Annotated in this window: 13 protein-coding genes; 10 read left to right on the top strand and 3 right to left on the bottom strand. The window is 71.7% G+C overall.

The window, feature by feature from the left end; all coding sequences use genetic code 11:
• The first annotated feature begins 17 nt into the window (after positions 1-17).
• The 6 genes from ribH to ASD48_RS40030 all read left to right on the top strand — a co-directional run bounded on the left by ribH (position 18) and on the right by ASD48_RS40030 (position 4873).
• Entirely contained in the window at positions 18-503 is a 486-nt protein-coding gene (gene ribH, locus ASD48_RS40055; RefSeq protein WP_020128903.1) for a 6,7-dimethyl-8-ribityllumazine synthase, read from the top strand.
• A 33-nt stretch (positions 504-536) separates the two neighbouring features.
• Positions 537-809, top strand: a complete 273-nt coding sequence (locus tag ASD48_RS40050; RefSeq protein ID WP_054239553.1) for a phosphoribosyl-ATP diphosphatase — start codon at positions 537-539, stop codon at positions 807-809.
• 71 nt (positions 810-880) lie between these two features.
• The gene (gene hisG, locus ASD48_RS40045; protein WP_057606855.1) at positions 881-1729 is read left to right on the top strand and encodes an ATP phosphoribosyltransferase; all 849 of its coding nucleotides are present in this window, start codon (positions 881-883) and stop codon (positions 1727-1729) included.
• Positions 1730-1743: 14 nt separating this feature from the next.
• Positions 1744-2211 carry a PH domain-containing protein gene (locus ASD48_RS40040; protein ID WP_057606854.1) on the top strand — a complete coding sequence of 156 codons (468 nt, stop codon included), beginning with the start codon at positions 1744-1746 and terminating at the stop codon, positions 2209-2211.
• 206 nt (positions 2212-2417) lie between these two features.
• The gene (locus ASD48_RS40035; RefSeq protein WP_057606853.1) at positions 2418-3743 is read left to right on the top strand and encodes a hemolysin family protein; all 1326 of its coding nucleotides are present in this window, start codon (positions 2418-2420) and stop codon (positions 3741-3743) included.
• On the top strand, positions 3740-4873 hold the full coding sequence (locus ASD48_RS40030; protein WP_057606852.1) for a hemolysin family protein: 1134 nt from the start codon (positions 3740-3742) through the stop codon (positions 4871-4873). Before ASD48_RS40035 ends, ASD48_RS40030 begins: the two co-directional genes overlap by 4 nt.
• 18 nt (positions 4874-4891) lie before the next feature.
• Here ASD48_RS40030 and ASD48_RS40025 read toward each other — a convergent pair whose 3' ends face one another.
• A complete protein-coding gene (locus ASD48_RS40025) occupies positions 4892-6754 on the bottom strand; it encodes an AAA family ATPase (protein WP_057606851.1) in 1863 nt (620 codons plus the stop codon).
• 437 nt (positions 6755-7191) lie between these two features.
• Positions 7192-7812: a hypothetical protein gene (locus ASD48_RS40020; RefSeq protein WP_079074258.1), complete on the bottom strand. Its 621-nt coding sequence runs from the start codon at positions 7810-7812 to the stop codon at positions 7192-7194.
• 409 nt (positions 7813-8221) lie between these two features.
• On the opposite strand from ASD48_RS40020, the gene ASD48_RS40015 reads away from it, so the two are divergent.
• The 3 genes from ASD48_RS40015 (at position 8222) to ASD48_RS40010 (ending at position 10587) form a co-directional block, all read left to right on the top strand.
• Entirely contained in the window at positions 8222-9589 is a 1368-nt protein-coding gene (locus ASD48_RS40015; RefSeq protein ID WP_057606849.1) for a peptidase C39 family protein, read from the top strand.
• A 100-nt stretch (positions 9590-9689) separates the two neighbouring features.
• Positions 9690-9830: an SCO1431 family membrane protein gene (locus ASD48_RS44035; protein ID WP_107104514.1), complete on the top strand. Its 141-nt coding sequence runs from the start codon at positions 9690-9692 to the stop codon at positions 9828-9830.
• 97 nt (positions 9831-9927) lie between these two features.
• Positions 9928-10587, top strand: coding sequence for a TetR/AcrR family transcriptional regulator (locus tag ASD48_RS40010; protein ID WP_079074257.1), 660 nt, complete (start codon positions 9928-9930; stop codon positions 10585-10587).
• Between the two features lie 177 nt (positions 10588-10764).
• Here ASD48_RS40010 and ASD48_RS40005 read toward each other — a convergent pair whose 3' ends face one another.
• On the bottom strand, positions 10765-12006 hold the full coding sequence (locus ASD48_RS40005) for a glycoside hydrolase family 18 protein (protein WP_057606848.1): 1242 nt from the start codon (positions 12004-12006) through the stop codon (positions 10765-10767).
• A gap of 231 nt (positions 12007-12237) precedes the next feature.
• On the opposite strand from ASD48_RS40005, the gene ASD48_RS40000 reads away from it, so the two are divergent.
• Complete coding sequence (locus tag ASD48_RS40000; protein ID WP_057606847.1) at positions 12238-13413, top strand: acyl-CoA dehydrogenase family protein; 1176 nt, start codon at positions 12238-12240, stop codon at positions 13411-13413.
• Positions 13414-13445 lie beyond the last annotated feature (32 nt).

Here is a 13445-nt window from a genome sequence, read left to right as displayed (position 1 = left end):
AAGGCAAGAGGAGAGACGTGAGCGGCAAGGGCGCACCGGAACTGTCCGTACGCAATGTGGGTGACCTGCGGGTCGCCGTCATCGCGGCACAGTGGCACGAGAAGGTGATGGACGGACTGGTCGACGGCGCGCTGCGCGCCCTGCACGACCTCGGCATCGACGAGCCGACCCTGCTGAGGGTCCCCGGCAGCTGGGAGCTCCCGGTCGTCGCCAAGGTGCTGGCCGGGCGGGGCTACGACGCGATCGTCGCCCTCGGCGTCGTCATCCGCGGCGGCACCCCGCACTTCGAGTACGTGTGCCAGGGCGTCACCCAGGGACTCACCCAGGTCTCCGTCGAGACCGGCGTGCCCGTGGGCATGGGCGTCCTCACCTGTGACACCGAGGAGCAGGCCCTGGACCGGGCCGGCCTCGAGGGCTCCAACGAGGACAAGGGACACGAGGCGGTGACGGCGGCGGTGGCCACCGCGGCCACCCTCCGCTCAGTATCCGAACCCTGGCGGTAGGCAGGCCGGCACAACGGCTAGGGTGGGATCACCATGTCCAAGAAGACGTTCGAGGAGCTCTTCACCGAGCTCCAGCAGAAGGCCGCCAGCGGCGACCCCGCCACTTCCCGCACCGCAGAACTGGTCGGGAAGGGCGTCCATGCCATCGGCAAGAAGGTCGTCGAAGAGGCCGCAGAGGTCTGGATGGCGGCCGAGTACGAAGGCAAGGAGGCAGCCGCCGAGGAGATCTCGCAGCTGCTCTACCACGTCCAGGTGATGATGGTCGCCCGCGGAATCTCGCTGGACGACGTGTACGCCCACCTGTAAACATCACTTTTCAGACACCACCGCACCCATCCGTCCCGATCGTCACGTTCCACGCGAAGGAAGCCGACCTCATGCTGCGCATCGCCGTCCCCAACAAGGGTTCCCTGTCAGGCCCCGCGGGGGAGATGCTGCATGAGGCCGGCTACCAGCAGCGCCGCGAGTCCAAGGAGCTGCGGATCGTCGACCCGGTCAACGACGTCGAGTTCTTCTACCTCCGCCCCCGGGACATCGCGATCTACGTCTCCTCCGGGCGCCTCGACATCGGCATCACCGGCCGCGACCTGCTGATCGACTCCGGCGCCAACGCCGAGGAGATCCTCCCGCTCGGCTTCGCCCGCTCCACCTTCCGCTTCGCCGCCAAGCCGGGCACGGCCGCCGGCCTCGAGGACCTCCAGGGCCGGACGGTCGCCACCTCCTACGAGGGCATCGTCGCCAAGCACCTGGCCGAGCAGGGCGTCGACGCCTCCGTCGTCCACCTCGACGGCGCCGTCGAGACCGCGATCGAACTGGGCGTCGCCGAGGTCATCGCCGACGTCGTCGAGACCGGCACCTCCCTGCGCAACGCGGGCCTCGAGGTGTTCGGCGAGCCCATCATGAAGTCCGAGGCCATCGTGATCCGGCGCACCGGCGCCGACGTCGAGGAGCCCAAGGTGCAGCAGTTCCTGCGCCGCCTCCAGGGCGTCCTGGTCGCCCGGACGTACGTGATGATGGACTACGACTGCCGGGTCGAGCAGCTCGAGAAGGCCGTCGCGCTGACCCCGGGTCTGGAGTCGCCGACCGTCTCCCCGCTGCACAACGAGGGCTGGGTCGCCGTCCGCGCCATGGTCCCGGCCAAGGAGGCCCAGCGGATCATGGACGACCTCTACGACATCGGCGCCCGCGCCATCCTGACCACGGCCATCCACGCCTGCCGACTCTGACCTCAGCCGGGAACATGTCCGACCTGCCGAACCTCCCCGTCACCTTCCGGCCAGGACGCACCCGCGTGGTGCTGCTCACGGCCGGAGTGGTGATCCTTCTCGTCATCTCCGCCGTGGCGATGCTGCTGGAGCAGCTCGGCCCGGGGGAGCGACTCAGCTTCATCCTCACCGGCGCCCTCATCTTCTGGGTGCTGGCGCAGCTCGCCCGGGTGCGGGTCGTCGCCGACGACTCCGGTGTCACCGTCGTGAACATCGCCAGCAGGCGGCGCCTGGACTGGGCCGAGATCGTCCAGGTGAACCTCCGTCCGGGCGATCCCTGGGTGTTCCTCAACCTCAGCGACGGCACCAGCCTGCCCGCCCTCGGTATCCAGCCGGGCATCGACAAGCAGCAGGCCATCGCCGACGCGCGCACCCTGCGGACCCTCGCGGAAGCCCGGTCCGTCCGGGACCCCGAGGAGTCCACAGAGCAAGATCAGGGCTGACTCGGGGCCGTCCACCCTGCCGCTGAAGCCCGTGTCTTGATTAATCTGGTGACGGAGGCGTCCCCCCGACGCCTCCGCCCCTGTGGCTCCCAGCCGGGTGCACAGGGGTTCCTGCTACCCGAGGAGTGACTCCCTCCGGCGATGGACGGTTCGTCCTGTAGTACCTGCGCCGCCCCTGTCCGACCTCTTTCGGAGGCGGCGGCATCATGACCACCCCGTTGCTGCTCCTGGCAGCCGCGTTCCTGCTCATCCTCGCCAACGGCTTCTTCGTCGCCGCCGAGTTCGGCCTCATCACGGTCGAGCGGCCGGACGCCGAGAAGGCCGCCGCCGAGGGCGACAGACGAGCCCGCACGGTCGTCGAGTCGCTGAAGGAACTGTCCTTCCAGCTCTCCGGCACCCAGCTCGGCATCACCATCACCTCCCTCGTCGTCGGCATGCTCGCCGAACCGGCGCTGGCCGAGCTGCTGCACGGCCCGTTCACCGTGATCGGCATCCCCGAGGGCGCCGTCTCCGGTGTCGCCGTGGTCGTCGGCATGCTGCTGGCCTCCGCCGTGCAGATGGTGATCGGCGAGCTCGTGCCCAAGAACTGGGCGGTGTCCAAGCCCCTCCAGGTCGCGCGCTTCGTCGCGGGCCCGCAGGCCGGCTTCTCCCGCCTCTTCCGGCCGGTGATCGCGGCGCTCAACACCGTCGCCAACCGGCTGGTGCGCGCCCTGGGCATCGAGCCCACCGCGGAGCTGGCCTCCGCGCGGACCCCCGGCGAACTCGTCTCGCTGGCCCGTCACTCGGCCCAGGCCGGGGCGCTCGAACAGGACACGGCCGACCTCTTCGTCCGGACCCTGTCGCTGGCCGAGCTGACCGCCCAGCACGTCATGACCCCGCGGGTGAAGGTGAGCGCCCTGCAGTCCTCGGCCACCGCCGAGGACGTGGTCAACCTGACCCGCGCCACCGGTCTGTCCCGGTTCCCCGTCTACCGCGAGAGGATCGACGAGATCGTCGGCATGGTCCATCTCAAGGACGCCCTGGCGATCCCCGTCCACGACCGGCTGCGTACCCCGCTCGGCCGTATCGCCCGTCCCGCGCTGCTGGTCCCGGAGACCCTGCCGGTCCAGCCCCTGCTGGCCCGCCTGCGCAGTGAGCAGCCCATCGCCGTCGTCGTCGACGAGTACGGCGGCACGGCCGGTGTGGTCACGCTCGAGGACATCGTCGAGGAGATCGTCGGCGAGGTCCGTGACGAGCACGACGGCCAGGACACGCCCGAACTCGCCGCGGCCCCGCCCGAGGAGGGCAGGCCGGCCTGGGACGTGGACGGCAGCTGCCGTGTCGACACCCTCCAGCGCATAGGCCTGACGGTCCCCGAGGGGCCCTACGAGACGGTCGCCGGGCTGGTCGCCGACCTGCTCGGCCGGATCCCGGCCGTCGGCGACCGCGCCGAACTGCCCGGCTGGCGGGTCTCCGTGCGCCGCGTGGGCCACTACCGCGCCGAACGGGTCCGCCTGGTGCGGACCGGCCAGGTCGTGGAGGTCGCCCGATGAGCGCCCTGCAGCTTCTCTTCGCCGCGCTGCTCGTGCTCGCCAACGGATTCTTCGTCGGCGCCGAGTTCGCGCTCGTCTCCGTCCGCCGCAGCCAGATCGAGCCACTGGGCACCGCACGGGCCCGTCAGGTCCTCTACGGTCTGGAACGCCTGCCCCAGATGATGGCGGCGGCCCAGTTCGGCATCACCGTCTGCTCCCTCACCCTGGGCGCGGTCGCCGAACCGACGGTCGCGCACCTGCTGGAGCCGGTCCTCGAGGCGGTCCACCTCCCGCACGGCATGATCCACCCGCTGGGCTATGTGGTGGCCCTCGCGGCCGTGGTCTTCTTCCACCTCGTCATCGGCGAGATGGTCCCGAAGAACCTCGCCATGGCCGCCCCCGAGAAGGCCGCGCTGTGGCTCGGTCCCGGCCTGGTCGCCTTCGCCCGGGTCTGCCGGCCGATCACGGTGGCCCTCGGCGCCTGCGCCCGCGGCATCCTGCGGCTCTTCCACGTCGAACCCAAGGACGAGGTCGAGGCCGTCGTCACCAGCGAGCAGCTGAACCGTCTGCTGGAGGACTCCGGCCAGGCCGGCCTTCTCGACCCCGAGGAGCAGGAACGGCTGGAGGACGCGCTGGAGCTGGGCTCCCGCCCGGTGACGGACGTACTGCTGAAGCGCGAGTCCCTCGTGACGGTCAGCCCGTCGGTCACCCCCGGGGAGATCGTCGGACTGACCGCCCGCACCGGCTACTCCCGCTTCCCGGTGGCCGCGGAGAACGGCGCCTTCATGGGCTATCTGCACGTGAAGGACGTCCTCGACCTGGAGGACTCCGAGCGGGCGGTGCCGCAGCAGGTGTGGCGGCCGATGACGACCCTCCGCTCCGAACTGCCGCTGGACGACGCGCTGACGGTGATGCGCCGGGCGGCGACCCACCTGGCGCAGGTGGCCGACGCGTCCGGCCGGGTGCTCGGCCTGGTCGCCCTGGAGGACGTACTGGAGCTGCTGGTGGGCGAGGTCACCGACCCCGCGCACCGGGAGGTCTCCGGGATCCGGCTGACGGAGCCGAGGGGGAGTTCGGGGAGTTCCCCCAAGGTGTCGGCTCCGCCGGAGCAGGGCGGACCCCCGTCCCCGGAGGAAGCGCTGGCGAGCTGAGCGGCGCCGCGGGATCCGTCACACCGCCGGATCCTGCGGCCCCCTCCCCGACAGCACCTCCCCGTACGCCTGCATCAGATCCGGCAGACGCAGGGTCGCGAGGTCGTCCCGGGTCAGCCCGCCCGGATAGGTCGACAGCCGAAGATCCCGGTAGGCGCAGCTCTTCTCGTACAGGGTGCGCAGGAACCGTCCGTTGCCCAGTTCGTCGATCCATCCCTGGTCCACGACGTGCCCGGCGATGGAGCGCAGCTCGTCCAGGGCCTCCTCGTCCCACACGTCGCCGTTCTCCGCGGCCAGCACCTCGCCGATGGAGGTGAGCTCGAGGGGCCGGTAGGACGGGAAGTCGACACGGGTCGTGAAGCGGGAGGACAGCCCCGGGTTCGCGGCCAGCAGGCGGTCCATGCCCTCCGGATAGCCGGCCAGGATCACCACCAGGTGGTCCCGGTTGTCCTCGGCCCGCTTCAGCAGCACCTGGAGCGCCTCGTCGCCGTACGCGTCGCCCTTGCCGTACCCGGAGTTCGAGAGCGAGTACGCCTCGTCGACGAAGAGCACGCCGCCGAGGGCGGAGTCGATCAGCTCGTTGGCCTTCACGGCCGTCTGGCCGAGGTACTCGCCGACGAGGTCGGCCCGCTGGGCCTCCACGAGATGGTCGCCGCCCAGCAGGCCGAGGGCGTAGAAGACCCGGCCGAGGATGCGGGCCACCGTGGTCTTGCCGGTGCCGGACGGACCCGAGAAGACGAAGTGGCGCTTCGGCGGCTGGACCGGAAGGCCCTGGCCGGTCCGCAGCCGCGCCATGTTGAGCTGCGCGGACAGGGCCTTGACCTGCCGTTTCACCGGCTCCAGGCCGACCATGCCCTCCAGTTCGGCGAGCGCCTCCTCGAGTAACACGGGATCGGTGGGCCCGGCCGGCAGCGACGAGGCGACGACGCTCCTCTCCCGCACGGCCGGGTCGGTCACCGACGGCAGCGGGCCGACGGGCGGCAGGTCGGAGGGCTCGGTGAGCCGCAGATCCCGGCCCTCGGTGCCGAACAGCGGGTCGAAGCCGTCGGGGCCGTCCACCATGTCCTGCCCGACCCCGGTGAGCGTGATCGCCGCGAAGTCGGCGGGGTCGTCGTATCCGTCGCCCTCGGCGATCGCGGCGAGCCGGGCGGAGGTGTCCATGAAGGCGGCGTCGACGCGGTGCACCGCCCGGTACAGGGGGAGAGCCGCCGCCGAACGGCCCGTTCCCTCGTGGGCCCGGGCCAGCCAGTACCGCAGCTCCTTGCGCTGCGGCTGCTCGCTGCGGCAGCGCATCAGGGCCGACGACAGCAGCGGCTCGGCCTGTCCGTACATCTCCAGGCGGACCCGGGCCATCCCGCCGAACAGACCGGCCTCGATACCCAGCAGGGGGTCGTCGAGCAGCGGGTCGGTGTGCCGGACCAGCTGCTCCCAGTCCTTGACCAGATAGGCGCGGCAGGCGTGCAGGAAGCGGACCTGGTGATCGGTGTCGACGGGCGGCAGCCCGGCGAGCGCCCGGTCCAGTTCGGGCACATGGCGGCCGTCCAGCCAGTGCGAGGCGTGCGCCAGCAGCAGGTCGCGCGGGCTCTCCAGCACCGGCTGCACCCACCATCCCAGCCAGTACCAGGAGTTGAGGGTGCGGCGGTGCCGGGTCCGCTGCTCGCCGAAGCGATCGCGGTGCCGGAACATCCTGAGCAGCGCGGTCGTCGTGTCGACGCGCAGAGCGTGCAGTCCGAGCCAGCCGTCGGCCATCCCGGGATCGATCCGCACCGCGGTGCGGAACTCCTCCTCCGCCTGCGGATAGGCGCCCATCGTGTAGGCGTCCACGCCTCGCAGCCAGGCGAGGTCGGCCGGGGCGTCGGGGCCCTGCGTGCCGAAGTCCATCACGTCCCCCACAAACCGTGCCCCCGTCGGTGTGCCGCCGGGCGTCGCCCTTCGGCTGCCTTGGTCGAACCGCTGTGCCGCGGACCGGAGTTGCAAGGTGCGCGAGGCAGTCGCCCAGGTCGCACCGAGGGCATCGTACCTGCGTGGGAGCCGCTCGCCGTAGGGTGCGCACAGGCCGTTCGGCGAGGTGGGAGCGGACGGGGCGCATCGCGCGCGGTGACCCTGGGTGAGCGAACGGCGCCGCGGCGCGCCCGGAAACCGGGCGTCGGGCGGGATGAGGACAGAACGAAGCCCCCGATCACGGGGGAACAACCGGGGGCTTCGCGTCCGAGGGCGGCTGTGATAGCCGCACATTCAGAACGTAAGTCCTGTACGGGCCGTCGGTCAAGCACAGTTGAAGCAGTTGGCGAAGTTCGAACGCGGGGCTCTTCACACGTTCACCACATCGCAGGTGGTCCGTCACGGTGGGTGATATCCGGGTGGGGTCCGAGGTCTCCCACGGGCCCCGGCAGCACCTCGTACCCCTGCTTCAACTGCCGTACCAGCAGGGTGGCATGGGGGCGCGAAGGGTCGTCGGCGAAGTGACGGATCTCGGCCGCGACCCACCCGTCCCAGAACTCCCGTTGCTCCTCCCCGTCCCGGGACCGTCCGCGCGCCCAGGCCTCCTCGGCGGCCATGTCCATCCACAGCAGACACGCCAGGAACGGCCGCAGGGCGCGGCGGCCCGCGCCGACCCCCTCCACCAGGACGACGGGGGCCGCGGGCAGCGGCCGCGGCGGGCCGAAGCGACGGGCGCGCCAGTCGTAGGGGGTGTAGTGCGCGGTCTCGCCACGGCCGAACGGCTCGATGACCTGGCTCCGCAGCCGCCCGGTCCAGCTGAACAGCTCCTCGTGGCTCGCCAGGTCGTCGAGACGCAGCACCGGCGCGCCATCCAGAGCCTCGGCGAGTCTTCCGGCCAGGGTGGACTTCCCCGAGCCCGCGTGTCCGTCGACACCGATCAGCCGGACCGGCCCACAGGACGGCGGCAGACGGCGCAGGCGGGAGGCGAGCTGATGGATGGCGGTTCCCGGGGCGAAGAGCGGGGCGAGGGGGACGTCCTACGGTGCCGAAGTCTACGACCGGCCGCCCGTGCCGCCCGTGCCGCCCGTGCCGCCCGTGGTGCCTGTGGCGCCCGTGGTGCCTGTGCCGCCCGTGGTGCCTGTGGCGCCCGTGCCGCGCGCGCACCGCTCGTGCCGCCGCTGCCCCATGCCGCGCGCACCGCCCCTGGGCGCGCCGTGCCGCGCGTGTCACCCGTGCCGTCCGTGCCGCTCGTGCCGCCGAGGCCGCTCGCACCGCCTGTGGCGTCCGTGCCGCCAGTGGCTCAGACCAATATTGGTGGCGTGGCACGGGCGGAAGTGCTGGAAGGCCGGGCCCGCTCCGTCCATAGTTGGCGCACAGTCGCGCAGACACCCTGGGGGTCTTCCGCACATGAGCAGAGCCGAACAGCCGTCCCGCAGAACGGTCCTCGCCGCCGCGGTCGCCGCCGCGGTGGCAGGGGGCTCGGCCCCGGCCGCCACGGCCGCCGACGCGGCGGACACCGGCGCCGCCGAGTCGGCCCCGGCCCGGACCGTCGACTACCGCTCCTGGACCACGTACGCCGACTGGCGCGCCGGCACGGCCAAGGGCACCCGTGCCGTGGCGGGCCCGCGCCCGGGCGTGGCCGTCGGCGCCCCGCTCGGCACCGTCGACTACACCGACCCGCACACCAAGACCACGGCCACCTGGGAGTACGCGACCTGGACGTCCCCGGTCCAGAAGCTCGCCGTCCCCGCTACGGAGGTGATCGCCTCCTGGAACGCGAGCACCCCGGCCGGCACCTGGCTCCAGGTCGAGCTGAAGGGCACGTACTCCGACGGCACGGACACCCCCTGGTACGTGATGGGCCGCTGGGCCTCCGGCGACCAGGACATCAAGCGCACCTCGGTCGACGACCAGAGCGACGGCCGGAGCACCGTCTGGACCGACACCTTCGCGATCGACGACGCCTCGACCGGCCTGCGTCTCGCCTCCTGCCGCCTCCGCCTCACGCTCTACCGCCGCCCCGGCACCAAGCTCACCCCGACCGTGTGGCGGCTGGGCGCGATGGGGTCCGACGTCCCGGACCGGTTCACCGTCCCGGCCTCCGTGCCCGGTCTCGCGCAGGAGCTGGCCGTCCCGCGCTACTCGCAGGAGATCCACCTGGGCCAGTACCCCGAGTACGACAGCGGCGGCGAGGCCTGGTGCAGCCCCACGTCCTCGCAGATGATCGTCGAGTACTGGGGCGGCCGGCTCACCGCCGAGCAGCTGGCGTGGGTCGACCCGTCCTACGCCGACCCGCAGGTCTGCCACGCCGCCAGGCACACGTACGACCACCAGTACGCCGGCTGCGGCAACTGGCCGTTCAACGCCGCCTACGCGGCCACCTTCAAGGATCTCCAGGGCGTGGTCACCCGGCTCGGCTCGCTCACCGACCTGGAGAAGCTGATCGCGGCGGGCATCCCGGCCATAACGTCCCAGTCCTTCCTCAAGGAGGAGCTCACGGGCGCGGGGTACGGCACCTCCGGGCACCTGATGACCGTGATCGGCTTCACGGCCGAGGGCGATGTGATCGCCAACGACCCGTTCTCGGCGGACGACACGGCGGTGCGGCGGGTCTACCGGCGGCGGGAGTTCGAGAACATCTGGCTCAGGACCAAGCGGTACAACGCGAGCGGCAAGGTCACGTCCGGCACCGGAGGCGTCTGCTACCTGTACTTCCCGGCGCGCCCGACGGCCCGCCAGTGCAGGGCCCTCACGGAGGTGGGGGTCCCCGTGTGAGCAAGGTCTCCGCCGCAAAAGCCCCGGCGGGTGGCAAGGTGGACGGATCGGTGGGGGAGCCGGTGGGGGGCCATCTGTACGCCGACCTCAGCGAGACACCATGACCGCACAGACAGCCACCGCCACCCGCACCCGCACCGGCGGCCCCGGGACCGACGGTCCGAAGATCCTCGAGCACCTCATGGGCTGGGTCCTCGTGGCGGTCGTCGCGATGCTGGTCACCCAACTCGGACTGCTGTGACGGGCGTGACCGGACTCCGGTGACGGGCGTGTCCTGACGCACGGTTGACCTGACATACTGCGGATGTCCCGCCGACCGCCCGAGACCAGGGTCGAAATTGAATATCAGTGATCAGCGCGAAGCTGCCCGTCCCCGGGCACGCGGCACCGAGCGCTCACTGGCGCGCCGCGCCGAACTCATCTCCATCGGGCGGAAGTTGTTCGCCGACACGTCCTACGACGCGCTCTCGATGGACGACATCGCCCGGCAGGCGCATGTCGCCAAGGGGCTGATCTACTACTACTTCCAGTCCAAGCGCGGCTACTACCTGGCGATCATCCAGGACTCCGTCGCCGATCTGGTCACCTTCGCGGCGAGCGGTCTCGAACTGCCCCAGGTGGACCGGGTGCACCGCACCATCGACAGCTATCTGCGCTACGCCGAGCACAACACGGCCGCCTACCGCACGATCGTCAGCGGCGGCGTCGGCTTCGACACCGAGGTGCACGCCATCCGGGACGGGGTGCGCGCGGCGATCGTGGCGACCATCGCCGAGGGCGCGTACGGCAGCAGCGACATCCCGGCACTGCCCCGCATGGGCCTGCTCGCCTGGGTGTGCAGCGTCGAGGGCGCCACCCTGGAGTGGATCGCCCGCCCCGAACTCTCCCGCGAGGTCATGGGCGACCTGCTGGTGAAGACCCTGGGCGGCTGCCTGCGCGCCATCGAGGAACTCGACCCCGCCTTCGCCGCGCCGAAGCCGGCCCGCCGCGAGGACTGACGCACGAGGCGTCGGGCGGGTCGTCGGACGAGGCGGGCACGCGAAGCGAGCACGCGAGGCGGGCGCACCGGGGGCGGGGGTGCCGGGGGCGGACCCACCGTTGGCGGACTTACTGTCGGTGGACACACCGGGGGCGGAGGCTCGTGGTCCTCCGCCCCAAGTGCCCCGTGAACCGGGCTATTTGATCGCGTGGATCAGCTCACCGTCGGCCGTGTCCCCGCTCAGCTCCCAGAAGAACGTGCCGCCCAGCCCCTGCCGGGACTTGTACTTCATCTTCGTCCCGATGGTCGCGGGGGTGTCGTAACTCCACCAGTCGTCACCGCACTTGGCATAGGCGGTGCCGCCGACCGTGCCGGTCGCCGGGCACTTGGCCTTGAGGACCTTGTAGTCCTCGTTGCCGGCCTCGTACGTCCCCGCCGCGGGACCGGTGGCCGTGCCGCCCGGCTTCGCCTGGGTGACGCCGGTCCAGCCGCGGCCGTAGAAGCCGATGCCGAGCAGCAGCTTCCGGGACGGGATGCCCAGGCTCTTGAGCTTGGCGATCGTGGTCGCGGTGTCGTAGCCCTGCTGCGGGATGCCCGGGTACGAGGTCAGCGGTGAATGCGGTGCCGTGGGGCCGGTCGCCGCCCAGGTGCCGAAGTAGTCGTACGTCATCGGGTTGTACCAGTCGACGTACCGTGCGGCGCCCCCGTAGTCCGCCGCGTCGATCCTGCCGCCGCTCGTCGCGTCCGCCGTGATCGCCGCCGTCACCAGTTCGCGCTTGCCGAACGTGGCGCGCAGTGCCTTCATGACGTCCCGGAAGGCCTCGCGACCGCTGGTGTCGCAGGTCAGGCCGCAGGCGTTCGGGTACTCCCAGTCGATGTCGATGCCGTCGAAGACGTCCGCCCACCGTGAGTTCTCGACCAGGTCGTGGCAGGACCTGGCGAAGGCCGCGGGGTCCTTGGCCGCCTCGCCGAATCCGCCGGACCAGCTCCAACCGCCGAACGACCAGATGACCTTGAGCCTCGGGTGCAGCTTCTTGAGCTTGCGCAGCTGGTTGAAGTTGCCGCCGAGGGGCTGGTCCGCCGTGTCGGCGACGCCGTCCACGGACTCCTCGGCGGTGAACGGCCGGTCGGTGTCCGCCCAGGAGTCACCCAGGGCGCACTTGCCGTCGGTGACGTTGCCGAACGCGTAGTTGATGTGGGTGAGGCGGTCCGCGGAGCCGGACGTCTCGATGTTCTTGACGTAGTAGCGGCGGTCGTAGATGCCCCAGTCGGTGAAGTAGCCCACGACCTTGGAGCCGTTCGCGCGGGCCTCGGCGGGACGGGGTTCGCCGGCGGTGGCGGTGCCCGCGCCGGCGAGCAGGGCGGCGCCGAGCGCGGCGCAGCAGACGGCGGACAGCAGCGTCCGGAACCGGGCGCGGGGGCGGAGCGGGGTGTGCATCGGGTGTCTCCTCGCAGGGACAGAGAGGGGATCGCACGCCGATTGGCATGAACGCGGGGAAGCGTTGGAGCGAAACGGTAGGAGGACTAGACCACTTCGGTCAATGGTTCGGACCAATCGGCCGACCGTCCGTATCGCGGCCCCTCCGGCGGTCCGCCCGTGCGGCGGCGGTGTCCCGCGGGCATACTCACAGCGCGAAGCCGCTGGTCAGTCCGGGAGGAGGAAGCCGCCATGCCCGACCGCGCCCCGTCCCCGGTGGACCGCTCCCTGCCCACGGCCGAGGCCCGGGAACTCATGGCGCTGGTGCGTGACATCGCCCGGCGCGAGATCGTGCCGGCCGCCGCCGAGGAGGAGGACGCCGGGATCTTCCCGCGCGAACTGTTCACCCTGCTGTCCGTATCGGGGCTGCTCGGTCTGCCGTACGACTCCGCGCACGGCGGCGGCGACCAGCCCTACGAGGTGTACCTCCAGGTCGTCGAGGAGCTCGCTGCGGCCCGCCTCACCGTGGGGCTGGGCGTCAGCGTCCACACACTGGCCTCCTACGCCCTCGCCGCGCACGGCACGGACGCGCAGCGGGCCGCGCACCTGCCCGGCATGCTCGGCGGCGGGCAGCTCGGCGCGTACTGCCTCTCCGAGCCGTCCTCCGGGTCGGACGCGGCCTCGCTGCGGACCAGGGCCGTGCGGGAGAGCGGCGGGGACTGGGTGATCACCGGCACGAAGGCCTGGATCACCCACGCCGGGCTCGCCGACTTCTACACCGTCCTGGCCAGGACCGGCGGCGCGGGCGCGTCGGGGATCACCGCGTTCCTGGTGCCCGGCGACGCCCCCGGACTGAGCGTCGCGGCCCCCGAGCGCAAGATGGGGCTGAAGGGGTCGCCCACCGCGCAGGTGCACCTCGACGGGGTGCGGATCCCCGACGCCCGGCGGATCGGCGACGAGGGCCAGGGCTTCGTGATCGCCCTGGCCGCGCTGGACTCGGGGCGGCTCGGCATCGCGGCCTGCGCGGTCGGCCTCGCCCAGGCGGCCCTCGACGAGGCCGTCGGCTGGGCGAGGCAGCGACGCCAGTTCGGGCACCCGATCGCCGACTTCCAGGGGCTGCGCTTCCTGCTCGCCGACATGGCGACCCGGATCGAGGCGGGCCGGGCGCTGTACCTGGCGGCCGCGCGGCAGAGGGACGCCGGACGGCCGTTCGGCCGGCAGGCGGCGATGGCCAAACTCCACTGCACCGACGCCGCCATGCAGGTCACCACCGACGCCGTCCAGGTCCTCGGCGGGTACGGCTACACCGCCGACTTCCCCGTGGAGCGCTACCTGCGCGAGGCCAAGGTCCTGCAGATCGTCGAGGGCACGAACCAGATCCAGCGCATGGTCATCGCCCGTCACCTGCTGGGTCCGGAAACCCGCTGAACTGCCCCGGCCGCACCTGCGGGGCCGCCAGC

Origin of the sequence: Streptomyces sp. Root1310, from assembly GCF_001426425.1 — a bacterium.
Taxonomy (GTDB): domain Bacteria; phylum Actinomycetota; class Actinomycetes; order Streptomycetales; family Streptomycetaceae; genus Streptomyces.
Note: the sequence above shows the minus strand (reverse complement) of the source record. Positions and strands in the feature narration are given on the sequence as shown.

What these genes read in the sequence shown, in the direction of transcription:
- ASD48_RS40015 (WP_057606849.1), top strand. Translation starts at nt 8,222, where the DNA reads ATGAGCAGAGCCGAACAGCCGTCCCGCAGAACGGTCCTCGCCGCCGCG.
- ASD48_RS40005 (WP_057606848.1), bottom strand. Translation starts at nt 12,006, where the DNA reads ATGCACACCCCGCTCCGCCCCCGCGCCCGGTTCCGGACGCTGCTGTCC.
- ASD48_RS40030 (WP_057606852.1), top strand. Translation starts at nt 3,740, where the DNA reads ATGAGCGCCCTGCAGCTTCTCTTCGCCGCGCTGCTCGTGCTCGCCAAC.
- hisG (WP_057606855.1), top strand. Translation starts at nt 881, where the DNA reads ATGCTGCGCATCGCCGTCCCCAACAAGGGTTCCCTGTCAGGCCCCGCG.
- ASD48_RS40050 (WP_054239553.1), top strand. Translation starts at nt 537, where the DNA reads ATGTCCAAGAAGACGTTCGAGGAGCTCTTCACCGAGCTCCAGCAGAAG.
- ASD48_RS44035 (WP_107104514.1), top strand. Translation starts at nt 9,690, where the DNA reads ATGACCGCACAGACAGCCACCGCCACCCGCACCCGCACCGGCGGCCCC.
- ASD48_RS40025 (WP_057606851.1), bottom strand. Translation starts at nt 6,754, where the DNA reads ATGGACTTCGGCACGCAGGGCCCCGACGCCCCGGCCGACCTCGCCTGG.
- ASD48_RS40035 (WP_057606853.1), top strand. Translation starts at nt 2,418, where the DNA reads ATGACCACCCCGTTGCTGCTCCTGGCAGCCGCGTTCCTGCTCATCCTC.
- ASD48_RS40040 (WP_057606854.1), top strand. Translation starts at nt 1,744, where the DNA reads ATGTCCGACCTGCCGAACCTCCCCGTCACCTTCCGGCCAGGACGCACC.
- ASD48_RS40000 (WP_057606847.1), top strand. Translation starts at nt 12,238, where the DNA reads ATGCCCGACCGCGCCCCGTCCCCGGTGGACCGCTCCCTGCCCACGGCC.